25 protein-coding genes and 1 other RNA gene are annotated in these 25,117 nt (G+C 43.9%); 12 read left to right on the top strand and 14 right to left on the bottom strand.

The window, feature by feature from the left end; genetic code table 11:
* Positions 1 to 19: 19 nt before the first annotated feature.
* Together ACHZC4_RS13925 and rpsU are read right to left on the bottom strand one after the other, a co-directional pair.
* A complete protein-coding gene (locus ACHZC4_RS13925; RefSeq protein WP_394754463.1) occupies positions 20 to 469 on the bottom strand; it encodes a GatB/YqeY domain-containing protein in 450 nt (149 codons plus the stop codon).
* 14 nt (positions 470 to 483) lie between these two features.
* A complete protein-coding gene (gene rpsU / locus ACHZC4_RS13930) occupies positions 484 to 717 on the bottom strand; it encodes a 30S ribosomal protein S21 (protein ID WP_087142143.1) in 234 nt (77 codons plus the stop codon).
* Between the two features lie 105 nt (positions 718 to 822).
* On the opposite strand from rpsU, the gene tsaD reads away from it, so the two are divergent.
* On the top strand, positions 823 to 1,836 hold the full coding sequence (gene tsaD / locus ACHZC4_RS13935) for a tRNA (adenosine(37)-N6)-threonylcarbamoyltransferase complex transferase subunit TsaD (RefSeq protein WP_394754464.1): 1,014 nt from the start codon (positions 823 to 825) through the stop codon (positions 1,834 to 1,836).
* 22 nt (positions 1,837 to 1,858) lie between these two features.
* Here the strand turns inward: tsaD and ACHZC4_RS13940 are convergent, their stop codons facing one another.
* From ACHZC4_RS13940 to ACHZC4_RS13960, 5 genes are all read right to left on the bottom strand, one after another.
* Entirely contained in the window at positions 1,859 to 3,613 is a 1,755-nt protein-coding gene (locus ACHZC4_RS13940) for an EAL domain-containing protein (protein WP_394754465.1), read from the bottom strand.
* Between the two features lie 8 nt (positions 3,614 to 3,621).
* Positions 3,622 to 6,546, bottom strand: a complete 2,925-nt coding sequence (locus tag ACHZC4_RS13945) for a response regulator (RefSeq protein ID WP_394754466.1) — start codon at positions 6,544 to 6,546, stop codon at positions 3,622 to 3,624.
* Positions 6,547 to 6,548: 2 nt separating this feature from the next.
* Complete coding sequence (locus tag ACHZC4_RS13950; protein WP_394754467.1) at positions 6,549 to 7,109, bottom strand: YfiR family protein; 561 nt, start codon at positions 7,107 to 7,109, stop codon at positions 6,549 to 6,551.
* A 2-nt stretch (positions 7,110 to 7,111) separates the two neighbouring features.
* Positions 7,112 to 9,169 carry a TonB-dependent receptor plug domain-containing protein gene (locus tag ACHZC4_RS13955; protein ID WP_394754468.1) on the bottom strand — a complete coding sequence of 686 codons (2,058 nt, stop codon included), beginning with the start codon at positions 9,167 to 9,169 and terminating at the stop codon, positions 7,112 to 7,114.
* Between the two features lie 67 nt (positions 9,170 to 9,236).
* Complete coding sequence (locus ACHZC4_RS13960) at positions 9,237 to 11,297, bottom strand: TonB-dependent receptor plug domain-containing protein (RefSeq protein ID WP_394754470.1); 2,061 nt, start codon at positions 11,295 to 11,297, stop codon at positions 9,237 to 9,239.
* 483 nt (positions 11,298 to 11,780) lie between these two features.
* On the opposite strand from ACHZC4_RS13960, the gene ACHZC4_RS13965 reads away from it, so the two are divergent.
* From ACHZC4_RS13965 to ACHZC4_RS13975, 3 genes are all read left to right on the top strand, one after another.
* A complete protein-coding gene (locus ACHZC4_RS13965; RefSeq protein WP_394754471.1) occupies positions 11,781 to 12,809 on the top strand; it encodes a heparan-alpha-glucosaminide N-acetyltransferase domain-containing protein in 1,029 nt (342 codons plus the stop codon).
* A 328-nt stretch (positions 12,810 to 13,137) separates the two neighbouring features.
* Complete coding sequence (locus ACHZC4_RS13970) at positions 13,138 to 13,506, top strand: hypothetical protein (protein WP_394754472.1); 369 nt, start codon at positions 13,138 to 13,140, stop codon at positions 13,504 to 13,506.
* A gap of 60 nt (positions 13,507 to 13,566) precedes the next feature.
* Complete coding sequence (locus tag ACHZC4_RS13975; RefSeq protein ID WP_394754473.1) at positions 13,567 to 14,433, top strand: hypothetical protein; 867 nt, start codon at positions 13,567 to 13,569, stop codon at positions 14,431 to 14,433.
* Positions 14,434 to 14,493: 60 nt separating this feature from the next.
* Here ACHZC4_RS13975 and plsY read toward each other — a convergent pair whose 3' ends face one another.
* Positions 14,494 to 15,066 (bottom strand): glycerol-3-phosphate 1-O-acyltransferase PlsY, encoded by a 573-nt coding sequence (plsY, locus tag ACHZC4_RS13980; RefSeq protein ID WP_394754474.1) that lies wholly within the window; start codon positions 15,064 to 15,066, stop codon positions 14,494 to 14,496.
* Between the two features lie 88 nt (positions 15,067 to 15,154).
* Between plsY and folB the strand changes: the two genes are divergently transcribed.
* On the top strand, positions 15,155 to 15,508 hold the full coding sequence (folB, locus tag ACHZC4_RS13985) for a dihydroneopterin aldolase (protein WP_394754475.1): 354 nt from the start codon (positions 15,155 to 15,157) through the stop codon (positions 15,506 to 15,508).
* A complete protein-coding gene (folK, locus tag ACHZC4_RS13990; protein WP_394754476.1) occupies positions 15,509 to 15,994 on the top strand; it encodes a 2-amino-4-hydroxy-6-hydroxymethyldihydropteridine diphosphokinase in 486 nt (161 codons plus the stop codon). It abuts the gene before it with no gap.
* Between the two features lie 92 nt (positions 15,995 to 16,086).
* On the opposite strand, the gene ACHZC4_RS13995 is transcribed toward folK, so the two are convergent.
* Both ACHZC4_RS13995 and mpl read right to left on the bottom strand, forming a co-directional pair.
* A complete protein-coding gene (locus ACHZC4_RS13995) occupies positions 16,087 to 16,521 on the bottom strand; it encodes a YidB family protein (RefSeq protein ID WP_394754477.1) in 435 nt (144 codons plus the stop codon).
* 121 nt (positions 16,522 to 16,642) lie between these two features.
* Entirely contained in the window at positions 16,643 to 17,995 is a 1,353-nt protein-coding gene (mpl, locus tag ACHZC4_RS14000; RefSeq protein WP_394754478.1) for a UDP-N-acetylmuramate:L-alanyl-gamma-D-glutamyl-meso-diaminopimelate ligase, read from the bottom strand.
* A 404-nt stretch (positions 17,996 to 18,399) separates the two neighbouring features.
* On the opposite strand from mpl, the gene apaG reads away from it, so the two are divergent.
* Entirely contained in the window at positions 18,400 to 18,777 is a 378-nt protein-coding gene (apaG, locus tag ACHZC4_RS14005) for a Co2+/Mg2+ efflux protein ApaG (protein ID WP_394754479.1), read from the top strand.
* A gap of 4 nt (positions 18,778 to 18,781) precedes the next feature.
* Positions 18,782 to 19,636 (top strand): symmetrical bis(5'-nucleosyl)-tetraphosphatase, encoded by an 855-nt coding sequence (locus ACHZC4_RS14010; RefSeq protein WP_394754480.1) that lies wholly within the window; start codon positions 18,782 to 18,784, stop codon positions 19,634 to 19,636.
* Positions 19,637 to 19,880: 244 nt separating this feature from the next.
* Here the strand turns inward: ACHZC4_RS14010 and ssrS are convergent.
* From ssrS to ACHZC4_RS14025, 3 genes are all read right to left on the bottom strand, one after another.
* Positions 19,881 to 20,059, bottom strand: a non-coding RNA gene (gene ssrS, locus ACHZC4_RS14015) — 6S RNA.
* A 12-nt stretch (positions 20,060 to 20,071) separates the two neighbouring features.
* On the bottom strand, positions 20,072 to 20,380 hold the full coding sequence (locus ACHZC4_RS14020; RefSeq protein ID WP_394754481.1) for a cell division protein ZapA: 309 nt from the start codon (positions 20,378 to 20,380) through the stop codon (positions 20,072 to 20,074).
* Entirely contained in the window at positions 20,377 to 20,613 is a 237-nt protein-coding gene (locus ACHZC4_RS14025) for a TIGR02449 family protein (protein ID WP_394754482.1), read from the bottom strand. The genes ACHZC4_RS14020 and ACHZC4_RS14025 overlap by 4 nt, the downstream gene beginning before the upstream one ends.
* 182 nt (positions 20,614 to 20,795) lie before the next feature.
* On the opposite strand from ACHZC4_RS14025, the gene ACHZC4_RS14030 reads away from it, so the two are divergent.
* Genes ACHZC4_RS14030 through ubiH form a run of 3 tightly spaced genes read left to right on the top strand, consistent with a single transcriptional unit; the run spans position 20,796 to position 23,848 of the window.
* The gene (locus ACHZC4_RS14030; protein WP_394754483.1) at positions 20,796 to 21,320 is read left to right on the top strand and encodes a UPF0149 family protein; all 525 of its coding nucleotides are present in this window, start codon (positions 20,796 to 20,798) and stop codon (positions 21,318 to 21,320) included.
* A gap of 15 nt (positions 21,321 to 21,335) precedes the next feature.
* Positions 21,336 to 22,646: a Xaa-Pro aminopeptidase gene (gene pepP / locus ACHZC4_RS14035; protein ID WP_394754535.1), complete on the top strand. Its 1,311-nt coding sequence runs from the start codon at positions 21,336 to 21,338 to the stop codon at positions 22,644 to 22,646.
* Positions 22,646 to 23,848 carry a 2-octaprenyl-6-methoxyphenyl hydroxylase gene (ubiH, locus tag ACHZC4_RS14040; protein ID WP_394754484.1) on the top strand — a complete coding sequence of 401 codons (1,203 nt, stop codon included), beginning with the start codon at positions 22,646 to 22,648 and terminating at the stop codon, positions 23,846 to 23,848. The genes pepP and ubiH overlap by 1 nt, the downstream gene beginning before the upstream one ends.
* A gap of 68 nt (positions 23,849 to 23,916) precedes the next feature.
* On the opposite strand, the gene ACHZC4_RS14045 is transcribed toward ubiH, so the two are convergent.
* Positions 23,917 to 24,210: a DUF1244 domain-containing protein gene (locus tag ACHZC4_RS14045; protein ID WP_394754485.1), complete on the bottom strand. Its 294-nt coding sequence runs from the start codon at positions 24,208 to 24,210 to the stop codon at positions 23,917 to 23,919.
* Positions 24,211 to 24,577: 367 nt separating this feature from the next.
* On the opposite strand from ACHZC4_RS14045, the gene ACHZC4_RS14050 reads away from it, so the two are divergent.
* The gene (locus ACHZC4_RS14050) at positions 24,578 to 25,114 is read left to right on the top strand and encodes a septation protein A (RefSeq protein WP_394754486.1); all 537 of its coding nucleotides are present in this window, start codon (positions 24,578 to 24,580) and stop codon (positions 25,112 to 25,114) included.
* Positions 25,115 to 25,117: the final 3 nt, after the last annotated feature.

Consider the following 25,117-nt stretch of genomic DNA (forward strand, 5'->3'; position numbering starts at 1 on the left):
AACTACCCCGACATGTAACTTACCCAGCTAGGGCGGATTTGATCTTGGAGCCGACTACGGCCATATCAGCACGTCCTTGCATAGGGGCTTTCAGCAGGTTCATGACTTTGCCCATGTCTTTAATGGACTCAGCGCCGGATTCAGCTATCGCCGCTTGAATCATGGCATCCATTTCCGCATCAGTCAGGGCTTGCGGTAAATAATCTTGAATGACGACTAACTCGGCTTCTTCAATAGCAGTCAGATCAAGTCGTCCCGCATCGTTAAACTGCCTGATGGATTCACGGCGCTGTTTGACCATTTTATCCAACACCTGGAGCGTGCGTACGTCATCCAGGATAATGCGTTCGTCGACTTCAATCTGCTTAACAGCAGATAAAATCAGGCGAATAACACCTAACTTGTGCTTGTCGCCGCCTTTCATGGCGGCTTTCATATCGTCCTTGATACGGTCTGTTAACAAATCCATTGGTTTGCCTTAACTTACAGAGTAGGACGGCCGCGACGCAGGTTTTTAAGTGCATAGCGTTCACGCGCCAATTTTTTCAAATGACGTTTAACCGCAGCAGCGCCTTTGCGTTTACGCTCAGCGGTGGGTTTTTCGTAAAACTCACGGCGACGTACTTCAGCTAAAACACCGGCTTTTTCGCAGGCACGTTTAAAGCGACGAATCGCGATGTCGAAAGGCTCATTTTCTTTAAGTTTGACTGAAGGCATTTATTAATCCAAGTGTGATAATATTTAATAACAGGGGCGCACAGCGCCTCTAAATAAACTGAACCCTTAATTATACCTTTACTTTTCCAATTTTCAAAAAAATTCATGTACGTATTGGGCATAGAAACTTCATGTGACGAAACCGCCGTCGCTATTTTTCACAGTAGCAAGGGCTTGGTACATCACTTATTGTACAGCCAAATCGACATGCACAGCGAATACGGCGGTGTTGTACCAGAGCTTGCATCACGCGATCATATCCGTAAATTAATTCCGTTAGTTAAGCAACTGTTGCAAGAAAGTGGCTTGACCAATGCCGATTTGGGCGGTATAGCTTATACCGCAGGGCCAGGATTAATGGGTGCGTTATTGGTGGGAGCAGCAACTGCCAGAAGCATGGCGTATGCGTTACAAATCCCTGCTGTGGCGGTGCATCACATGGAAGGGCATTTGTTAGCGCCGATGCTGGAAGACAAACCGCCATCGTTTCCGTTTTTAGCGTTATTAATTTCCGGTGGTCACACATTATTGGTGCATGTTAACGGTATTGGCCAGTACGAATTGCTGGGCGAATCGTTGGATGATGCAGTGGGTGAAGCGTTTGATAAGACGGCCAAATTGTTAGGCTTAGGTTATCCGGGCGGGCCAAAATTGTCTGTGTTGGCTGAATTAGGCACGGAAAAAATCCGCTTTCCACGTCCGATGACCGATAGACCTGGCTTGGATTTCAGCTTTAGCGGTTTGAAGACTTTTGCGATGAACACCATTAATGCGTCGCCCAAAACCGAACAGGACAAAGCCGATATAGCCGCCAGTTTTCAGGCGGCGATTGCCGATACGCTCAGTATTAAATGTCGTCGTGCCCTTCGGCAAACTGGACTTGGTCGTTTAGTGGTGGCCGGTGGTGTGAGCGCTAACGCACAAATTCGTGCAGCGTTAAGCCTTATGGCGACGGGCGAAAATGCCGAGATTTATTTTCCCAGAGCACAATTTTGCACCGATAACGGCGCAATGATCGCTTATGCCGGTTGTCAGCGCTTGATGGCGGGGCAAGTGGAAGGCTTGGCGATTACTGCGCGTCCGCGTTGGCCGATGATGGAATTATCTTTTACGTGTTAATGCGCAGGGATTAGGAGTCCGCTTAAGCTTTGTGTAATTGACTCATTAAAAACTCTTCAACCTGAGCTAAAGGTAAAGGATGGCACAATAAATAACCTTGCGCTTCGTTACAATGATTCTCCTGTAAAAAAGCCAGTTGAGCATCGGTTTCCACACCTTCGCAAGTTACTTGCATGTGCATGCTATCAGCCATAGACATAATGGCAACGGCAATAGCACTGTTGTTTACACTTTGTTCTAAATTGCGAATAAAACTTTGGTCAATCTTCAAGCGATCAATAGGAAAGTTTTTGAGTCGGCTTAAGCTGGAATAACCCGTGCCAAAATCATCTATAGCCAAGTGTACGCCCAGCTGTTTTAGGGAAAGCAGAACGTCCAGTATCTCATCTTCATCGGACACCAATGCGCTTTCAGTGATTTCTAATTCTAATAGGTGGGCTGGCAGCCCTGTTTCGGCTAATATGATTGCTACTTTGGAAGGGAAGCTTTTATGCCTTAATTGCAGTGCTGAAATATTAACAGCCATGCGGTTCAGCGTAAGACCCTGATGTCTCCACACACAGGCTTGTTTACAAGCCTGACGCAAGACCCATTCACCGATATTTATGATGAGATTAGATTCTTCGGCTAACGGAATGAATTCAGCCGGGCTCATACGTCCAAGCTCGGGATTAACCCAGCGCAGCAAAACTTCCACTCCGCAGAACTTATTGAGTGCGATATCCAATAACGGCTGGTAATACAATTCCAGCTCGTCGTGCTCGATGGCTTTACGTAAGTGATTTTCTACATTAAGCCGCCGCAAAGCTGCTTCAGTCATCTTGCTTGAGAAATACTGGTAGATATTACCGCCGGCACGCTTAGCGTAGTACATGGCCATGTCGGCATTTTTAAGTAATTCTTCCCCAGAGCCACCATCATCGGGGAAAACCGCAATGCCGATGCTGGAAGTGATGTAGATTTCGTTGCCGTCAAATAGGTGTGGTTCGGCCAGATTAATACGGATACGTTCAGCAACTGTTGCCGCGCTTTCGCTGCGATCAAGACTGGATAAAAGTACCGTAAACTCATCGCCACCTAAACGTGCCAATGAAATACCTTCTTCGGTGGTACCGGTGCGAATCAATACATCGCTGGCGCGCAGACTTTTTCGCAATCGCTCGCCGGTCTCCTGGAGAATAAGATCGCCCAAATGATGACCCAAGGTATCGTTAATACGTTTAAAACCGTCAAGATCTAAAAAAAGCACCGCGAATTTTTTCTTTTCGCGTTGCGCCAACGCAATCATGTGTTGCAGGTATTCTCGGAAAAACTGCCGATTGGGGAGTTCGGTTAAGGTATCAAAATAAGCCATACGGTGCAGGCGGCGTTCGCTTTCTACCAGCTGCAAGGTGGTGTAGCTGCCTCTTAGCATGTAACGTACGCGATGATTCAGCAGGGGGATATTAATGGGCTTGGTAATAAAGTCGGTAGCACCCACTTCAAAGGCCTGGTTGATTGAGTCAAAGTCTTCAAGGCCTGTCATCATCAAAACAGGAATATGCTGACTGTTTGGCAGTTTTCTAAGTGCGGTGCAGGTAGCAAAGCCATCCATTCCATTGGGCATCATAACATCGAGCAACACCGCATTTGCACCGCACACACCCAGTAAAATTAAGCCTTCTTCACCACTAGCCGCTTCAGTGGTTTGGACACCTACTGCTTGAAGCGCGTTGGCAACCAGCAATCGGATCATCGGATCATCATCAATGATGAGAACGTGAGCTGAATGTTGCATGTTTATTCCTATATGATTTTAGTGGATGAGCTAAGATAATTATTCAGTGCCACACGGGTACCCATAAATTCCTGATTTATACGGTCAAGCGAGCTGCCGGAAACATCATAACGATGGTTTCTTGCTTCATTTTCCACGTCACGGCACAGCTCCGCCAAGCCTTGAGCGCCGACCTGGCCGCTACTGGATTTTAATGTGTGAGATGCGGCGCGAATAGCATCAACATCACCGGTGCTCCAGGCGTGTTTTAAAGACTGCACAAGTGTTTCGGCATTGTCCATATAAAGTGCAATGATACGTTGTAATAAGCCATTATTAGCGTTGGGATCAAGATTGCGAATAGCTTCTAACGCGGACTCATTAAGAGCCGATTCAAAGGGTTGGGGCATTGTTTGAGGGCTGGCTGTTTCCAGAACCAGCCAGGGCAACATGTCGTCCGCATGGTTTATATAGCGCGTAACAATCTGTTCCTGCAATATATTATTCGCAGTGGATGCTTGTTGATCGTGTCGTGTTTCGGGGCTGGTATTCTCAATTTCTAATGGCGCTACTTTATACGCTTTCGGTGTCTCTGTGAATACTATTGCCGAAGCTTTTACCCACATTTTAATCATGCGCAACAAAGATTCGGCTTTAAAAGGTTTGGACAAATAATCGTCCATGCCAGCAATTAAACATTTTTCCCGATCCCCTTCAATGGCATTTGCCGTTAAAGCAATGATAGGGAAATGATGGAGTTGCCCGGTGCTTTGTTGCCGTCTCATTGCCGTTGTGGCGGTATAGCCATCCATTTCTGGCATCATGCAATCCATTAGCACTAAATCATAAGATTTGAGCTTGACGGCTTCAAGGGCTTCTAAGCCATTCTGGGCAATATCTACCGAGCAGCCGAAACCTTGTAGCATATACTGCGCGACTTCCTGATTCACCTGATTATCTTCGGCTAACAAAATGCGTGCATTGATGACGGTTACGCCGGTTTTTGCACTGTTGTTGTCAACGGCAGGTAAAGCTGAATTCGGTATTAGGGCGTTTAGCAGACATTGATACAGATCACTTTTGCGTATGGGTTTAATCAAGTAAGCGGCGAACCCGGTTTTTTTAGCTTCGGCGGCTTCACCTTTAAACAGTGTTGAAGTCACCATAACCAACGGTATGTGTGCCAATACTGGATCAGTTTTGATACGATGGCCTAATTCTAAGCCATTCATGCCGGGCATTTTCATATCAATAAGTATCAGGTCATAAGGAAGTTGGCCGTCATCCGGCTTTCTCAGTAAATCTAAGGCAGCTAGCGCACTAGCAACGGCATTGACAGACATGCCCCAAGACAACGCGTGGCTTTGCAAAATATCCCGATTGGTATCGTTGTCCTCGACAATCAGCAGCTTTAGACCCGATAGTCTTGACCATTCTATCGATCGGTCCAGCTTTAAACGGGTTGCCAACAGCAGCGGCAAAATGAAGGCAACCGTGGTGCCTTGGCCAGCACAGGTATCCACGCTGATCATCCCTGTCATCATTTCGACCAATTGCTTGGAAATTGCCAAGCCTAAACCGGTGCCACCATATTTGCGGGTGGTGCTTCCATCGGCTTGAGAAAATGCCTGAAACAGACGTGGCAGATTATCTTCACTGATGCCAATACCGGTGTCGCGGATCGCAAAACGAATTTTAATCGGGCTGGAATTGCTCTGTTGTAACATTACGTGCGAAGCTTCATCAATCATAACGTCCACTACGACCTCGCCGTGGCCGGTGAATTTAATGGCATTACCCACCAAATTGCTCAGTACTTGCCGTATGCGGGTGGGATCACCTTTAATGCCTTCGGGCACATTGGGCGCAATGCGATAACTCAGTTCCAAGTCTTTACTGTGCGCTTTTTCAGCAAATAATTCAATAACATCCTCAATGAGATTATGCAGATTAAAATCCAGGCTCTCCAATTCAAAGCAACCGGCTTCTATTTTAGAAAAGTCGAGAATGTCATTAATAATAGACAGTAATGATTCACCGGATCGATGCACCGTCTCTACAAACCGTTGCTGGGTTGGCGTTAAGCCAGTGCCTAATAACAGCTCGGACATGCCCAGTACGCCGTTCATTGGGGTGCGAATTTCATGGCTCATATTAGCGAGAAATTGTGATTTGGCCGCGTTCGCCGCTTCAGCGATTTCTTTAGCCTGGCGCAATTCTGCGGTGCGCGCTTCGACTTGTTGTTCCAGGTTAACATAGTGTTGCGCCAGATCTTGATCGCGCAGATGTATTTCATCAAGCATATCATTGAACGCATCTACCAATGTGCCGACTTCATCGTTATCTTGCTTGGTCACTCTAAGCATGTAGCCGGAGTGTGAGACCTCCCGCGCGGCTGTGGATAAATAACTGATAGGGTGCGTGACTCTTATGGTCATTCGTCGGGCTAACACTAAAGCCACTAGAAAAGTCGATAACAACACCAAAATCGAGGTACCGATACGCACCAAGAGACTGGCCCAAATCCACCCTAGGGAGTAGCGCAGATTTAGGCTACCCAGGTGTTGTTGATCGAGTGTTACGGGCTGAATAACACTGATTTCCCGCCACGGAAAAAATGCCGGCAATTGGACACGCTCTTTACGGCTAAAATTAGCCATCTGTCGGCCATCAAGGGTATTGACTGTGGCGTGGGTAATATCAGGAATTTCTTGCAACGAATTAAGTATTTGTTGCGCATTCTTGTCATCAACAAAAGATAATGCCGCCTGTAAGTTACTGGCGGTAAGCCGCGCAAGTACATCAAGCCGGTCGTGCTCAATTTGCTTTGCGCCTCTCACTTCTATTATTGTTTCTAAAACAAAATCAGCCGTCATTGCCACCGCCATACAAATAAAAAGAATCAATTGAAGTTTGTGGGCAATGGAACTGTCACGGAATAGTCTTTTAAACATGGTTATTTCCCTCGAACGTCGCGAGCTATACTCAATAACTGCGCACTCAACTTAAGGCCAGTGGACTTAACTTGTTCCAAATTAACTTCAAATTGCAAGCGGTCGCCATCATCTATCAGAATGATCATGCCACCCATATCAAGAAACCCTTCCAGATTGCTGACTATTAATATGGGCGTGTTTTTGGTGTTTTTAAGCCATTCGCGGATGCGCACGGGCTTTTCCTCTCGCGCTAAAAACAGCAGTTGACAGGCGCTTGCATTTTCGCCCAGTTCGACACGTTTAATACGGACGGTTTTATTCTGTGCGGGTAAACCGGCAATACCCTCCAAATCTGCATCGAATAAGTAGCTTTCGGTAACGCACAGTGTCAACTTATCACTTAACTTATCTTGCTGCGGCCACTCTGTGAATTTCAAAAAATTATAGAGGAAAGCCGCTGTCAACGTTTGTTCGCTACTGAGTGCATTGGCAGATGCGCTAGTACCTGTTGTTATGGCCATTGCTAATACGATAGCCATTAAACCAGGCAGAAGCCGTGTAAAATTCACTAATAATCGCATGGTTAAAATCCGTATTCCAGACGAAAACGCACGGTACGCCCATCCATGGCTAGAGTATCTTGGATATGCTCACTGCCTCCCAAAACGGGGTAATGTTGGTTTAACACATTGTAAATACCGAGTGTAGGCTGAAAGCCATATACGGGCTTGGTAAACGCTAAATTAATATTGAACAAGTGATAGGAATGGGCAATATTGTTGGCAAGGGTGCGGCGTTGATCCACAAACAATTCCTCAAAACCCAGGCGCACAGTATCCTCGAAAAAAGGTTCGGCATAATGTAACTTCACCAAGTTTTTGGGTGAATCAGGTGCCCAGCTTCCGCCCTTCAAATTTTCATCACGCGTGTAATTATGGGTCCAGCTTAATTTAATCTGCCGCCCGTTTTCCCAATGTTTTTGAGCCCCCAGCTCAAAACCATAGGTTTGAAAGTGTCCTGAGTTAACGAATTGAAGGAAACTAGGGGAGGTGTTGTCGGTATCCTGAACCAGGACATTCCTAAGATCGTTATAAAAGACTGTGCCCAACAATTTTAGGCCGTGGCCGGGGTACCACTCGGCAATTGCCTCATAGCTTTTTATAAGTTCCTGCTTGTTATTAGCATTTGCCCTGTTGCTGTCAAGAAAATTGTAATCACGCTCGTAAACATTAGGCGCACGAAACGCTGAACCGTAAAGTAGCTTGCCAGTAAAGGTGGGTGTAATATCCCAAATCAAGCCGACGCGAGGATGTAGTTGCAAACTGTTGATCATGTGATGGTAATCTAAACGCAGCCCCATATTGACAAGCAAGCTGTCGGTGATACGGTATTCATCCTGAGCATAAATACCCGCCCGCCAGCCGTTGCGGTTACTGTTGTTATAAAGTTGATACGGATTGATGTCGAAATTAATAAGGTGCTGGTTCTGGTCATATTGTGCATCTATCCCCATGATCCACTTATGATGTTTAATTTGAGTACCCGTGAGTTTAAATTCACCGCCCCACCAACGCGTATCTGTCGCATCGTAATTCAATACGCGCACACCTTTATCGCTAATGGGCGTATCGGCATAATAGTCGTACCAATGATGAAAAGCCCGCACTTCTACACCCAAACCGGCATTGAATTGAGTGATGTAATCCATATCGATATAAGCCTGTTTATCGACGGTGAAATAACTTTTATCATTGAAAATTGCACCGAAAGAGGCCGTGGGTACACGCTTGTAGCGATCAATATAGCCAGCCCTGACAGAAAAATCCTGATAACTTAGCTGGCCGAACAACCGGCTGGTTCTTTCTAAATCCATGTCTTGGGCGATGCCGCCGTTAGTTGCCGCGTATTTCGGAAAATGTAACTGTTCCTGGCCATGAGTAAAAAATTGCGAGCCGTTGATCAGTAAATCAGCGCCGTTGCTCCATTGCTTGCCAAAAGTCGCTCGTCCCCGGTAAGTGTCAAGACTCCCCGCTTCTGCACTGACTCGCGTTCCGTTGAATTTTTTACCTTGCTTGCTGATAACGTTAACAACACCGAGTAAAGCATTTGCTCCGTACACCGATGAGCCAGGGCCTGGAATGTATTCAATACGCTCGATAAGGTTCATGTCCAGCATGAATTCTTCGCCAATAAAGCCTTGGTCAAAAGTCGCATCATTCATACGGCGGCCATCAATCATAATCAGCACGCGTGAATTGTAATCTCCGCTGTGAGAAAACCCACGCGTACCCAGGTAACTGTAATTACGGTCATTGCGGATATACAAGCCGCGCATGGCATTGAGTGCATCGGCTAAAGTGCGCCAACCGTAATTACGAATGTCGTCGGCGGTGACGACATCAACCGCAGAGGGCGCTTCGGATGATTTTTGTTTAAAGCAGGATGCCGATGACACTTCGATGTTGAGCAGTTGCTCAAGAGGCAAATCATAAAGTTTGCTCTGCGCTTGTGCCGAAACCGTTTGCGCATTACTTAAAATAGCGCCCACCAAAAAAAACGGTATGTGTTTAAACCGAAAAAATGTCTTTTTTGTATTGGTTTCTGCACACAGGTTTATAGCAGCGGATGCAATTCTATTCATATCAATTAAATATAGTAGTTAATTGATAAACAGAAGTCGGTTTTAAGTGTTTTATTTAAAAAACCGCTTAAAACCCGTATTCCAGACGGAAGCGCACGGTGCGTCCATCCATGGCTAGCGTGTCCTGAGTATGCACATCGCCACCCAGTACTTTGTAGTGCTGATCTAATACGTTATAAATGCCGAGTGTGGGCTGAAAGCCATATAAGGGTTTGGTAAACGAGAGGTTGATATTGAGCAAATGATAGGAGGGCGCAATATTGTTAGCCAAAGTACGGCGTTGACCCACAAAAAGCTCCTCAAAACCCAGGCGTACCGTATCGTTAAAGAAGGGTTCAGCGTAATGCAGCTTAACTAGGTTTTTGGGTGAATCCGGTGCCCAGCCCCCGCCAAAAGTTTCGTCGCCATCAACATCACGCGTGTAATTATGCGTCCAGGTCAGTTTTAACTGGCGACCATTCTCCCAACGTTTTTCCCCCCCAAGTTCAAAACCGTAGTTATGATAAGCACCTGAATTAATAAACTGTCCAAAAGTGGCCGATTTATTATCCGTATCTTGCACTAATACTTTTTGTAGATCGTTGTAGAACAGTGTCCCTAATAATTTAACGCCTTTGCCAGTACGCCATTCTGCAATTGCCTCATAGCTATAAATGAGCTCTTGTTTATTGTTTGGGTTTTTTACGAAGCCAAAGGCGGGGATATCCATATCGCGCTCGTAAACATTCGGTGCACGAAATGCCGAACCATATAGCAGTTTAGCCGTCAATGTAGGCGTGGCATCCCAAATCAGGCCTATGCGAGGGTGCAGTTGCAAATTCTTGATCATGTGATGGTGATCCAGACGCAAACCGGCATTAATCAACAAACTCTCCGTAATACGCCATTCATCTTGGGCGTAAAGTCCAGCACGCCAACCATTATTACTGCTGGAATTATAGAGCTGGTAAGGATTAATATCATAATTAATCAAATGCTGGCGTTGGTCGTATTGAAACTCCAATCCTGCAATCCATTTATGGTGTTTGAATTGAATACCCGTTAATTTAAGTTCACCGCCCCACCAACGGCTATCCACCGCATCATAATTAGCGATGGGGTTCAGTGGTGGCACACCCACATTCCCATCATAGGGCGTAATAGAATGGTAATCGTACCAATGATGAAAGGCTCGCGCTTCCAACCCTAATTGGGTGTTTATTTGGGTAATGTAATCCAAATCAACATAATACTGTCGGTCAACATTGTAAAGTCTGTTGTCGTTGAAAATAGCGCCGAAAGATGCCGTGGGTATGCGCTTGTAGCGGTTAACGTAGCCTGCCCTGAGCGTAAGATCCTGATAGCTTAATTTACCAAATAGCCTGCTGCTCCGCTCTATATCCATATCTTGAGCAATACCGCCGTTGATCTTGGCAAACTCCGAAAAAAATAATTGTTCTTCACCATGACTAAAAAACTGTGAGCCGTTAACCAGTAAATCAGCACCGTTTTTCCAGCGCTTACCAAAAGTTGCCCGTCCTCGATAGGTATCTAAACTGCCTGCTTCGCCGCTTACACGCACACCATTGAAATCTTTACCCTGCTTACTAATGACATTGATGACACCGAGCAAGGCATTAGCTCCGTAGACCGACGAACCAGACCCTGGAATATATTCGATGCGGTCAATCAGATTCATGTCGAGTAAAAAGTCTTCACCAATAGCAGCTCCATCGTAAATAGCCTCATTCATGCGTCGCCCGTCGATCATAATTAATACGCGCGAGTTGTAGTCGCCGGTGCGGGAGAAACCTCGATTGCCGAGGTAGGAGTAGCTACGGTCGTTGCGAACTGTCAGTCCACGCATGGCACTAAGCGCATCGGCGAGAGTACGCCAACCGTAACTGCGGATCTCTTGGGCGGTTACCACATCAACTGCCGATGGTGCTTCGGAGGATTTTTGCTTGAAACGTGAGGCGGAAGTAATTTCCACATTCACTAACTGATCCAAAGATAACTTTAAAAGCTCATTTACCTCCTGTGCTAAAGCAGTTTGGACGCAACTTAAAGCACTCCCCCAAAGCAGCGATTGCCTGCAAACCTCTCGGATTGATATTTTTACTTTAAAAATTTTAGTAACCATAGCCATGACATTTTTATATCTAATGTCATTAAATATAGTAGAGTTTAAAAATTACACCTTGACGGTTACCTAAAATTCTTTAACAACATTGCACGGCATTCCGAGCTTTTTTACGGCTATAATAATTTTATTTTCAATTCACTGATATTTCAAAAAACGCAGTCTATACTATGTAAGTACAGCTTTAGCCCCAGACTGAGTGTGCAAATCACACCTGCAATATTCAACTTAAATATATTTTCAAACACTTTTGCAACCAGTGTGGAGAAAAACTACGGTTGTATATTTTAGTTGCAGGTAGATTTAATAGGCTAAGACCCACCTGCAAATTGCCATAATAATAAAAAATTCATAAGGCATTGTCTATGCGCGGCATCTTGATTCTTACTACATTATCCTGCTTTACCGGATGTGCCGCCTCACAGTTGAATCCACGACTGGATTTTCAGCGGATAAAAACAATTGTTTTTTACTAGAACAGATAGCTATATGGATTCTTTAAAGAAAGAAAAGGGCAGAATCGAGCAATATGATATTTTACGCGGAATTGCAATAAGTTTTATGCTGATGGCAAATAGTGCCGCCTCTCTTTACATCGGCACTCCTCCACTACCGATGAGGTTATTGGGATCATTTGCTGCGCCCAGTTTTATGATACTAGCTGGCATAATGCTTGCCATCGCTAAAAAACCAAAGTTACGCAAGGGATTTCTCCTTATAGCCACTGGCTGCTTAATTGATATATTTGTATGGCAGATTGTGCCATTTGTGACTTTTGACGTGCTTTATACGCTTGGCGCGGCTATCTTAATAACGGCATATCCAGCCCGTTTATTTCCTATAAGGGTGCTTTGGCTTTTAGGGGTAGTATTTATTTTGGTTGGTCAGTGGTTGCAAGGGGCATTTGGTTACAATCCCGAAATTTTAGAAATTGCTTTGCCTCCACAAAACCCATTCCCTCCGATTAAAAGTATTCTGTCTCGTATTCTTCGCCAGTTGTTTATCGATGGGTGGTTTCCACTTCCCCCCTGGCTAGGTTTTGTTTGGTTAGGCGCGGCTTTACAGCGCAGCCTTCAAAACACAGTATTGTCACACGGCAATAGTTTTCTCATGCTCTGTATTTCAATAATATTGTTTGTCGTTTCATCTGCCTATTGGTCACTAAATTTTGTCGTTCCTGAGCCCCGTGTGGGCTACACCGAGTTGTTTTATCCACCCGATGTTGGATTCTGTTTTACATCTATCAGCGCATTTTGCATAGCCTTATTTTTGTTTCAATCAATTGTCCGCTGGCAACCCGCCCTCTTCATTTTGGCACCCCTAAAATGGATGGGGCAATGTTCACTTTGGATTTATATTCTTCATTTGGTGGCAATTCGGAGTCTACTCTCGCTGCATTTTGAAACTCCTGAACTCAATAGTTTTTTGTTCATTGTTTTTATGTTATGGGTATTTTTTGCAATAACTGCTCGCATTCTTTCGGCGTATCCTTTTGTTAGTAAAAGAAACCATGTGTAATAACGACTTACTCTTGGCAAGCTCCGCCATATTAACCTTAGGTATTTGTACGAATTACCTCATTACAACCTTTGGCGTGATAATGGAATTGCCATTTATGGTAATGCTATATTCCAATCTGCCATAAATGCAAGACATAGTATTGCTGCCAATGAAACCACTACATGACTATAAACGTTTCACTATAATTGGATTAGGCCATTTACTCTACGCAGCTTTTAACTGGGTGTTCGAACATATCATCTATGTTTACGCTGTATTCACATGGGGTATGTTGGTAGGCGGGGGATTGATGACCCTTCTTTCTTTGATCCAGTGCGCCTTAACTTTGAAGCTATATGAAAAAATGCAAATCGACTGGGTGGGTGCAGGTGCTTTGCATAACTGGGATAACCGAGAACCCTCAAGTTTATCGGGGCGTTTGTTTCGGCGCATCAGCAAAAAACCAAAAGCAGTGTTTGTTTTTTTGTGTGTGTTTTGTGATCCCTTTATCACCACTGCCTACTTTCGTAAAGGTCGCTTTGACGGACTTACCGCACAAGACTGGCAAATATTTATAAAAAGTGTGATGGTCAGTAATAGCTATTGGATTTGCATTTCCGCGCTACTGGGGAATGGTATTGTCACAGCCTGGGAATGGGCGTGTATTCACACTCCTCTGACAACTTATTTATACCCTTTATTGGGATACAAATAGCTCGTAACCCTAAAATTAGAAAGCTTTATGTTATCCCACAATTATTTAGATCAACAACCTATGCAAAAGACGCTTCGTGAATTTTTATATACTCCCATAGAAGAGGCTATAGGAATACTGCATGCTCGGCAAAAACAACAGTTAGCGATACCTTTTTTAGATGTTCCCGAACCCTTACGTGTTTTTTCGGAATGGGAAAATAAGACTTATCGACCTACCGCAGTTATGTTTCGTCAATCGGCTACCCCTAATTTTGAAATGGACCGGGTTTTAGGATTATGTGAAAAATACCAATTGGATCTTCTAATTCTGACATTTCAGGAAGATAAATTCAGCCCTAATAACAATTGTAAATATGCGCTAGCACGCATGGGTTTTTTTGAAGGCTTAGGTCGTCAAGGTGGAAAAAAAATAAGTTACAGTACAATTCTTAACTTCAATCAATATAACGGGCTTCCATTAGGGGAATGTAAAACCTTCAGGGGGCAGCCATTCATGGAATTTCACCATGGCTTGTTAATGCAAGAATTCCCTCAGATAAGCATCAACAATATATCCGATATCTCTGAATGGTTTATACGTAATCACATAAAAACGGGGAATTTATATCAAGCAAATTTAAAACTTTTCTTGAAACATGCCATTCTTTTCGAGACTTTCGTATTATCAGGTAGTGAATTAAATTTTACCTTAAAGAAGGTTGTGCCGGCTTTTCAAGAAATTATTGACACCTACGGCATTAAACCACTTATTGTGAATTCCGAAGATCCCGACATGGAAGGCGACGATTATTGGCAGCTTTATCCTAAGCATCTACACCAATTTGCACCTTATGATCGACGTAAAACGCCCCGTTATGAGGCTCCGTTTGATAAGCTCATACCCGCGGAAATAAAACACAAAAAATGGACAATTCCATCAACATAAACAGCACTATTTTCAAATCTCACTCGGGCTTATTTAGGGCGAGCTAAGACGGGTGGATTCTTAACCTTCCTGTCCGGCGAGCAATCGCTGGATATTGCTTTTATGTCGATACAATAAAAATAACATCATAATCACTGATGCGCCCGCAAGCTGAATATTGCCGGTTATAAACCACGCATAAACCGGCGACAGTATGGACGCACATAATGCCGACAATGATGAAATTTTGCCTATTTTATACACCAACAGCCAAGTGGCAATAAAGGCTAATCCTACCCACCAGGAAAATCCCAACAACACCCCAATGGACGTGGCAACTCCTTTGCCACCTTTAAAACTAAAAAAAACAGGATACAAATGGCCTAAAAAAGCTGCCAAACCTGTTAATGCCAGTGCTTCTGCCGATACACCAAATGCATTGGCAACATAAACGGGGATTAGTCCCTTCAGTAAATCGCCTAGCAAAGTAATGCTGGCGGCTTTTTTACCACCAATACGCATAACATTAGTGGCTCCCGGATTACCGGAACCTTGCTCGCGCGGATCGGGTAACCCCATGAGTTTGCAAATAATAATTGCGCTGGAAACAGAGCCTACTACATAGGCCAGTGGAATAAAAAACCATTCAATCATGTCTACCTTCCTTATTGATGACTTGTCAGCACAGGGCGTTTCCCTGATACTTAGCATTTTAAACCGCACATAATAACTGGGAATGACTGTGGACATCATATTTTTAGGTGGTCTTGAAATTGAAACCATCATCGGCATCTATGATTGGGAAAGAACAACCAAGCAAACCGTGGTGCTGGACATTGAAATGGCTTTTGATATAACCAAGGCAGCCGAAACCGACGATATTGAATATACCCTGGATTATAAGAAAGTGTCCAAGCGCATTATTTCTTTTGTTGAAGACAGCCAATTTTTATTGGTTGAAAAATTGATTGTTGAAATCGCTAATATTTTACTGACAGAATTTGCTATTCCTTGGTTAAAGATTACATTAAATAAAAAAGGAGCGATTCGTGGTGCCAGCGACGTAGGCATTGTTATCGAGAGAGGCCAAAAGTAAATGCCTTATGGATACATCAGTGTCGGTAGCAATATCGACAAACACAAATACATTCCGGCCAGTCTTATAGCACTGCGGCAATGCTTTGGCCAATTAGCGGTTTCCAGTATTTATGAATCGGAAGCAGTCGGTTTTGCGGGAGATAGCTTTTACAATTGTGTGGTCGGTTTTAGCTCAGAACTGGACATTAAAACGGTGGCTAAGACACTACGGAAAATTGAATTGGATAACGGTCGAACGCGGGGCTGTAAAAAGTTTTCGGCGCGTACGCTAGATTTAGATTTGCTGCTTTACGGCGATCTGATTGTCAACGAAGAAGGCTTGCAAATACCGCGTGATGAAATTGAGCGTTATGCCTTTGTACTGGAGCCGCTAGCAGAAATTGCACCGGCATTGAAGCATCCTATTAGCCAGAAAACTTACGCTGAGCTATGGGAGCATTTCGATAAAGCCGAGGTCAAACAAAAACGCATTAACTTCTTCTGATTGCTTGGTTGTTGTTGCCGTTTGCTTGATGGGCTTATAAAAAAAGGCTTGCAACAAACGCGCAAGCCTTCTAGATTTTACAACTGCAAAAATTAAGCCGTCTTAGTACCCAACATAGCCATTAATCCACCTAAACCCTGTTCTAACAGGCTATTAGTGCTCGCACTATCAGGTATCTGACCATCTGGCGTTAGCTTATCAATAACTGTCGGCAACAAATGAGAAAGCCCGCTGCTAACGTCCGCAACATTAATGCCCAATTTTGCAGCGATCTCCTGCACAAATGAAGAACCCAACACAGCCTGAAGTTGATCGCCAGATACCGGTAAATTTGATCCTGTGCCAACCCAGGAAGCCACCTGCTCAGTCAGTCCACCCGCATTTAATTTTTGTAATAAACCGGATAACCCACCTATTTGAGGATTATTAAGCATACCTATAACAGAGGTTAATAAATTCCCCTGTGCTCTAGTAGTACCGCCCGCTTGGGTATTCATTACGTCTACGATTGAGTCGAGCAACCCCATAAGGATCTCCTAATTTAATGTGGTTAACAAGGCGCGTTTATTCGCAGCCGGGATAATCATACTGCTTTCCAATTTTAGGGTCAAAGTTCAGGTTTGTTTAATCCGTTGTAAAACACTCACTTTAGCCCAATTCATTTTTTAAGCGGCCATAAATACCGCCAAAACTGCCATTGCTCATCAATACAAAATGACCGCCTACTGGCGCTTCTTGCTTAATTAGCGCAACAATTTCATCAACAGTATGGCAAATAATAATGTTTTGGGCATATTGTTTTAACGCGCTCAAATCCCAATCCATATTGTCTGGCTGATACATAATGGCCACATCGGCATTGTGTAAAGATTGCGCCAGTGTTTCGGTATGCACACCCAGGCGCATGGTGTTTGAGCGCGGCTCAACAATGGCAATAATGCGTTCATTGCCAACTTGTTTCCGCAGGCCATCCAGCGTAGTGGCAATGGCAGTCGGGTGATGTGCAAAATCATCATATAACGTGACATTATTGATTTTGGCAATCACTTCCATACGGCGTTTAACGTTTTTAAACTGTGCCAGTGCGTTAATGGCATCTTTCGGTAATATGCCTACATGCTTGGCGGCAACTATTGCCGACATGGCATTGTAAACATTGTGATCGCCGGTTAAAGACCATTGCACACAACCTTGAGTTTCATTGTTAAACACCACATTAAACTCGCTACCATCGGGTTTAATGAGCTCGGCATTCCAGGCCGCATCGCCATTAATAGAGGTTTGCGCTTGTGGTGTCCAACAGCCCATTGCTAACACTTCATTAATATTTTCATCCGCTTCTGGGCTAATAATTAAGCCCTCACCAGGCACGGTTCTAATCAGATGATGAAACTGCTTTTGAATCGCCGCCAAGTCTGGAAAAATATCAGCATGATCGTATTCAAGGTTATTTAATATGGCCGTGCGCGGACGATAATGCACAAATTTAGAGCGCTTATCGAAAAAGGCGGAATCATATTCATCCGCCTCAATCACAAAAAATGATGACTCACCCAGACGCGCGGAAATGCCAAAATTTAATGGAATTCCACCAATTAAAAAACCGGGATTAAAGCCGTGATGCTCCAAAATCCAGCTGAGCATACCGGTAGTTGTCGTTTTGCCGTGGGTTCCGGCAACGCCTAATACCCATTTATCGTGTAAAACGTGTTCTGCCAGCCACTGCGGGCCCGATACGTATTTAAGCCCACGATTGAGCACGGCTTCAACTTCTGGGTTACCGCGCGATAAGGCATTGCCAATAATCACCAAATCCGGTGTATTCGCCAAGTTTTCGGCGCTGTAGCCTTCCATAAGCTGAATGCCTTGCTGTTCCAGCTGCGTACTCATCGGCGGATAGACATTGTGATCAGAGCCGCTGACCTGATAACCCAACTGACGAGCAATAACGGCTAGGCCGCCCATGAATGTTCCGCAAATACCTAAAATATGAATATGCACTGCTTTTCCTAAAAGTTGTTAAAAATGTAAATACTCACTTCTTGTTTTGAAAAGGGGATTAAAGAGGATGTATTTAAAAAATTCCCCTTTATACCCTTTGGGTTCCTGCCATTAAGTTAAGAGCACGACCCCTTCTCCAAAGGGAGAAGATTGGGATGAGGGGAAATTTAACTTGTTGATTTTATTCTCCTCACCCCAGCCCTCTCCAGCAGGAGAGGGAGCTTTCTTGCTTAACTTAATGGCAGTGAACCTTTGGGTACTAACCCCCTTTTTTCAAAAAGAAGACTGAACCCGTACCAAAAAATGATTTTCTTGGTTATTTATCTTTTGCAATACAATACATGCTTGCGTTTCACTTTCAGTTACGATGAAATAATCTAAAAGTAACTTAGTATGATCTGATAATGACCCAAAAAAACAAAATTATAGTTGAAGCAACGCCTTATTTCATAGAAGCGCAATCATTTCCCAATGATGGCCGCTATGTGTTTGCATACACCATTACCATTACCAACGCTGGCGATGTAGCGGTAAGGCTGATGACACGCCACTGGTTGATTACGGATTCTAACGGTAAAATTCAGGAAGTTAGGGGCGATGGTGTTATTGGCGAACAGCCTTATTTAAAACCGGGTGAGTCGTTTCGTTACACCAGTGGCGCCATGATTGAAACACCGGTAGGTACAATGCAAGGCAGCTATAGCCTAATTGCCGACAATGGCGATTGTTTTAATACCCCTATACCGCAATTTACCCTGTCTATTCCAAGAACACTGCATTAACCTCATGTCTATCTATGCCATCGGGGATATTCAAGGCTGTTTTGATGATTTATTAAGGCTTTTGGATACCGTGTCTTTTAATGAACACACTGACCAACTATGGTTTGCCGGTGATTTAGTCAATCGTGGGCCAAAATCCTTGGAGACACTGCGTTTTGTTAAATCATTGGGTATGGCAGCTATTTCTGTATTGGGCAATCATGATATGCACTTACTTGCTTCAAGCTGCTTGCCAAAACTATCCCCTAAAAAAGATTCATTCAGCCCGATATTAGAAGCATCAGACAGGGATGAATTAATGCATTGGCTAAGGCATCGACCGTTATTTCATTACAACGATGATTTTTGTCTGTTACACGCAGGCATTCCCCCGCAATGGGATTTTAAAACCACTCAAGAAATGGCAGCAATTGCCGAAGCCGCTTTAAGAAGTCCAGATTATTTTTTGTTTTTAAAACAGATGTATGGCAACAAGCCCGATATATGGTCAGCCAAGCTAAAAGGCATGTCCAGACTGCGCTTTATTATTAATTGCTTTACCCGTATGCGCTATTGCGACAGTAATGGCCGCTTGGATTTTGCCAATACTGGGGCTATCGGCAGTCAGCCAGAAGGTTTAATGCCCTGGTTTGCCGTGCCTGACCGTAAAAGTCAGGCTATGCGGATTATTTTTGGGCATTGGTCTACGCTAGGCTATTATGAGGGCGATAATTGTTATGCTATTGATACCGGCTGTCTGTGGGGTAAGCAATTAACGGCGATCAAACTGGGCGATCCCGTGCAGCGTTTTAGCATTGATTGCCCTGGAGTCAAAAAACCGTCCAAGACCTCATTGCCAGCTTTACTGCAAGCCGTCTAATGCTATGTAGTCTGTCCACGAAAAACACGAAAGCCACGAAAAAAAAACGGATGATAATGCGAGTGTGGCATGTTTGGCGCGAACCGTGGGGTGTTGCCATTTTTTGATACCTCATCGACGGTATGAAGCATGGGAAAGTCTGGTGTTGTCTTTTGTACTTTTCGTGAACAAAAAATGTCTGTCGATCACGAAATTATTTGCAGAATAGGTTTGCTGAACAGCAAGCTCTGTAAGGATAAAAGGCGTATCTCCCACCCGTGCCGTTATGCGCTTTCGTCCTTGAACCGATGGTTCAAGTGGGGATGCAGTCGATAAATCAGGCTTCCCACCTAAGCGGGCATGCACACATTACCGGTAGTTCACCCCCGGGGTTAATATAGGTTCAGGAAACACCCAGCGCACTCTCGAACACCGCAGGAGATACCGGTTAATAGTTTACTCTGTTTGCTGATTTTCCAAAACGTTTTCTATCTTATTGCGCATGTGATCCAGACACTCACTGAGTTGCTGGTTTAGCAGCGCGTTTTGATTCTTAACCGATTCCAGCTCATGAGACAGGTTTAAAGCCGCCATCACAGCAATTCTGTCTGGACCGCTGATCTTGCCAGAATCGCGCATTTTGCGCATTTTTTCATCCAGCTGTTGCGCGGAACGAACTAAGGTATCGCGTTCTTCAGGATCACAGGCAATTTTATATTCTTTGCCCATAATGGTCAGTGATATGGGTTGAAATTTTTGATTCATGCACCATACTCCATTGCTTTTAATCGATTAATCATGGCCTCAACGCGTAATTTAGCAAGATTTGTTTTTTCCAGAAGACTCTCTTTTTCTTTAATCAAAGCTTCTTGTCTGGACTTAAGCAGATTGTTTTCATTTTTAACAGCCGTATATTGCTCAATGAGCTTATCCAGCTTATCTTCAAGGTATTTTAACTCTACTGCGTATTCTGTTTGTGTCATATCGGTAACTAACATTGCAAGTGATCTGCACAGCCCATTTTAAGTAAGTTTACATCGCAAAGTCTAATATGATCTATCATTGTCAACCGTATGCCGCTTATCGACGCCTGCATTAACAAATTTCATTTTAGTTTGTACTTCAATGGTAGCATAAGCGCTGTTTTTTTTTTAGCAATCGTAATTAATTGGACACAATTATGGCTTATGCCGAAATCAATAAGCTGTTACTGCAAAGTGATATTGAGTTTTCCGCTGCTGAAGCGCATGGTTTAGCAACAGGGTTGCTTTGCATCAATCAACAAACAAAAAGTGACTGTTGGCTAAAAGAGTTATTACCGGTTGGTCAAACCTTATCACAGCAATACAGTGATTTGCTGGTAAAATTTTTTAATATTACCCACAGCACGCTGACTAGCGACGATTATACCTTTAATCTGTTTTTACCTGATGATAGCGAACCCTTGACTAAACGGGCCGAAGCGTTACAAAGTTGGTGCAGGGGGTTTTTATTTGGCGTGAGTTTAACGGGTAATTCCGCTGTTAACAATCTCAAAAATGGCCGTGAAATTCTTAAAGATATCGCCGAATTTACCCGGCTGGATACCGAAGTTGATGGCGAGGACAATGAGCAGGCTTTTATGGAAATTACTGAATATTTGCGCGCAGCGGTGTTACTGTTACGTGATGAATTAACCCCGAACGACTCTGACACTGTGCATTAATAAATAAAAATAATGATGAAACCAAGTGAATTTAAAAAACGTCGCAAGCAACTTATGCAGCGCATTGGTCAGGGTAATATCGCCTTAATCAGCAGTGCATCCATGCGCACCCGTAACCGCGATGTCAGCTATCCTTTTCGGCAAGACAGTGATTTTTATTACCTGACCGGATTTAATGAGCCGGATGCCATGGCGGTTTTTATTCCGGGGCGCGAGCAAGGCGAATACATTTTATTTTGCCGCGAATTTGATGAAAAAAAAGCCTTATGGGAAGGTGCGCACGCAGGCCTTAATGGCGCAACCGGCGATTACGGCGCGGATGATGCCTTTCCTATTGACGATCTGGATGATATTTTACCGGGCATGCTGGAAAATAAAAGCCGAGTGTATTACCCCATGGGGCGAAATTCCGATCTAGACCACAGTTTATTGGACTGGATTAACCACATTAAAAGCCACGCGCGCTCTGGCGCTGTTGCGCCCGGCGAATTATTTTCTTTGGACAATATTCTGCATGACATGCGGTTGTTCAAAAGTCCGGAAGAAATTAAGCTCATGCGCCGTGCTGCGGAAGTGTCCGCCGCTGGCCATATTAAAGCTATGCAAACCTGCAAAGCTGGCCTTTATGAATATCAAATAGAAGGCGAATTGTTGCATCATTTTATGCAAAATGGCTTGCGCTACACCGCTTACCCATCGATTGTTGCCGGCGGTAAAAATGCGTGTGTATTGCACTATACCGATAACACCGATAAATTAAAAAACGGCGATTTGCTCCTGATTGATGCCGGTGCTGAATGTGAGCATTATGCAGCGGATATTACCCGCACCTTCCCTGTTTCTGGACGCTTTAGCGAACCACAAAAATTGCTGTATCAATTGGTTTTAGATGCCCAATATGCCGCGTTAGAACAAGTTAAGCCAGGACAGCCGTGGCTCGCGCCGCATGAGGCTGCTGTTGAGGTATTGACGCGCGGTTTAGTTGATTTAGGTTTATTGAAAGGCAAAATAAAAAAACTTATTAAAGACGAAAAATACAAAGCGTTTTATATGCACAGAACCGGACACTGGTTGGGCATGGATGTACATGATGTTGGTGATTATAAAATTGATCAGGAATGGCGCATTTTAGAACCGGGTATGGTATTGACCGTAGAACCGGGTTTATATATTCCCACCCATTGTAAACAAGTGGATGAAAAATGGCGTGGCATTGGTATTCGTATTGAAGATGATGTTTTAGTCACTGCGCAAGGCCATGAGATATTAAGTAGCGGCGCACCTAAAACCATCGCAGAAATCGAAGCTATTATGCAGGCAAGCTAATGGCTTGTGATTATGATCTTTTGATAGTAGGCGGCGGTTTAGCCGGTAATTGTCTGGCCTTGGCGCTAAAGGAAACTGGCATGCACATAGCGGTTGTTGAAGCCAGCAGCCGTGAACAACTGCAAAACCACCTCGCAGGTGATCGCGCCCTGGCTTTAGCCGCAGGCACGGTACAACGTCTGCAAGAACTGGGTGTGTGGCAAGATATACAGCATCAAGCTACTGCCATTAAAACTATCCATGTCTCTGATCGCGGCCATTTCGGTAAAACGCGTTTATCGGCACAAAAAGAAAATGTCGAGGCTTTAGGTTACGTCATCACCGCACGTAACATTGAAACTCATGTCGCCCATTTGGTGGAAAGTAGTGCGATTGAATGTATTAGTCCTGCCCGTGTGGCTGGGCTTATGGCGGGGCTTGACGAAATGCATGTCAGTCTAAAACACAATGATGAATCGCTGACTTTGTCTTGCAAGTTATTAGTGGGTGCCGATGGCGGTAATTCATCGGTACGCAAACTTTTGGACATTGATCAACACGTCACTGCTTACGATCAAACTGCACTTATCAGCACAGTAAGATCATCGCTACCGAATCACCATACCGCTTACGAGCGTTTTACGCCATCAGGCCCATTGGCCTTGTTGCCCATTGGTGATTACCACAGCGCCGTTATTTGGACGCAGTCTCCAGAAAATGCACAAGCGCTGATGACAGGGAATGAAGCTGATTTCTTGGCAGAACTGCAATTGTGTTTTGGTTTTAAGCTGGGTGAATTAAGCCTGGCTTCCTCACGCCACGCTTTTCCGTTATCGCTGATAAGGGCTAAATCAATGATTGCAGATCGGGCGGTCATTATTGGTAATGCTGCACACCAATTGCATCCGGTTGCAGGCCAGGGTTTTAATTTAGGTATCCGTGACGTTATTCAACTGGCAGACAAGCTTAACGCTCAATATGCACAACATAAAGACATTGGTGCTGGCGATTTTTTGCAAGCTTACGCTAACGCCAGACAGCGGGATCATGACCGTACTATTGCCTTTACCGATAATTTGATCCGTATTTTTTCCAATGACTGGCTGGCAATTGCTGCGGCCAGAAATGTGAGCCTAACCTTGCTTGACCATATACCGTTTGCGAAATCCTTATTAACTCGTCATGCAATGGGAATTGCAGAAAACTTTGACTCTAAAAATTAAATCGCAGCCTTAAAATATACGCCAAAAATAGACTCTTATTTCGGTCATTTTTGCGGTATCAATAGCGTTTATGATTTGATTTTGCTTTGATAAGCGGCCAGTTGTTCTGGGGTAGCGTCCTTTTGAAATTTATCGCGCCATTCGTTGTAAGGCATGCCATAAACAATTTCTCTGGCTTGTTCATAATCTACGGAAATGCCTTTTTCTACTGCTTCAGCGGCATACCACTTTGCCAAACAGTTTCTACAAAAGTCCGCCAAAATCATCAAATCAATATTTTGAACTTCCGTATGCTGCTGCAAATGACCGATTAATCGCCTAAACACTGCCGCTTCTAATTCTGTTTGTGTGTTTTTATCCATGATGATGTCCTATGAAGTGACAAAATATTCTAGCAGGAACAGTCATTCCAGCATGTACATTTAGCTACAAAAATTTTACAATGGACTAAAGAAGTTTTTTAGTACGGGCTATTTTAGTTTATTTGCACAACAGCGTGTAAAAATAGGCTGTTACAAACTAAAAAATGAACTATTCTTTAAGGGCTAGAATTCGAATAAGGCGTTTTTAGTTTTTATGCCGGTTGCAGAAGGCATTGGAGATATAGTTTCAGTACTGCAAAGCACAACCCGTACAGCGTAATACTTAAATAATCAAAACTCCTGCGGCCTTAAATCACAACCTTCAGTGAATTAGCTCGCTTATCTAAGCCTCTTCACATTAGTAATTATGAAACAACTTTTCGAATTTTTTCCGGTTCTGTTATTTTTTGCAGCCTATAAGTTTTATGACATCTATGTAGCGACCATGGTAATGATTGTAGCAACCATGATACAGGTTGCTATTGATCTGGTTTTACGCCGCAAGGTTGAAACCATGCGCTGGATTACCTTAGCGCTGGTTGTGGTGATGGGTGGTGCAACCATCTATTTACATGACGAACAATATCTCAAATGGAAGTTGTCCATCATAGAATGGCTGTTTGGGCTTGCTTTTTTAGGCAGCCAATTTATTGGTGAAAAACCTTTTGTAGAACGCATGATGTCCGGCAGCTTAACGTTACCTCCGGTGATTTGGAAACGCTTGAATTTGCTGTGGGCGGCTTTTTTTACCGCTGTTGGTTTTATCAATCTGTACGTCATGCATCATTACAGTACCGATGACTGGGTCAACTTTAAAACTTTCGGTGTGCCCATTTTGATGCTTGTTTTTATTGCCTTACAAATGGTATTTTTATATAAATATATGCCCGATACGGAGGAATAAGGT

Origin of the sequence: Crenothrix sp., from assembly GCF_043729335.1 — a bacterium.
Taxonomy (GTDB): domain Bacteria; phylum Pseudomonadota; class Gammaproteobacteria; order Methylococcales; family Methylomonadaceae; genus Crenothrix.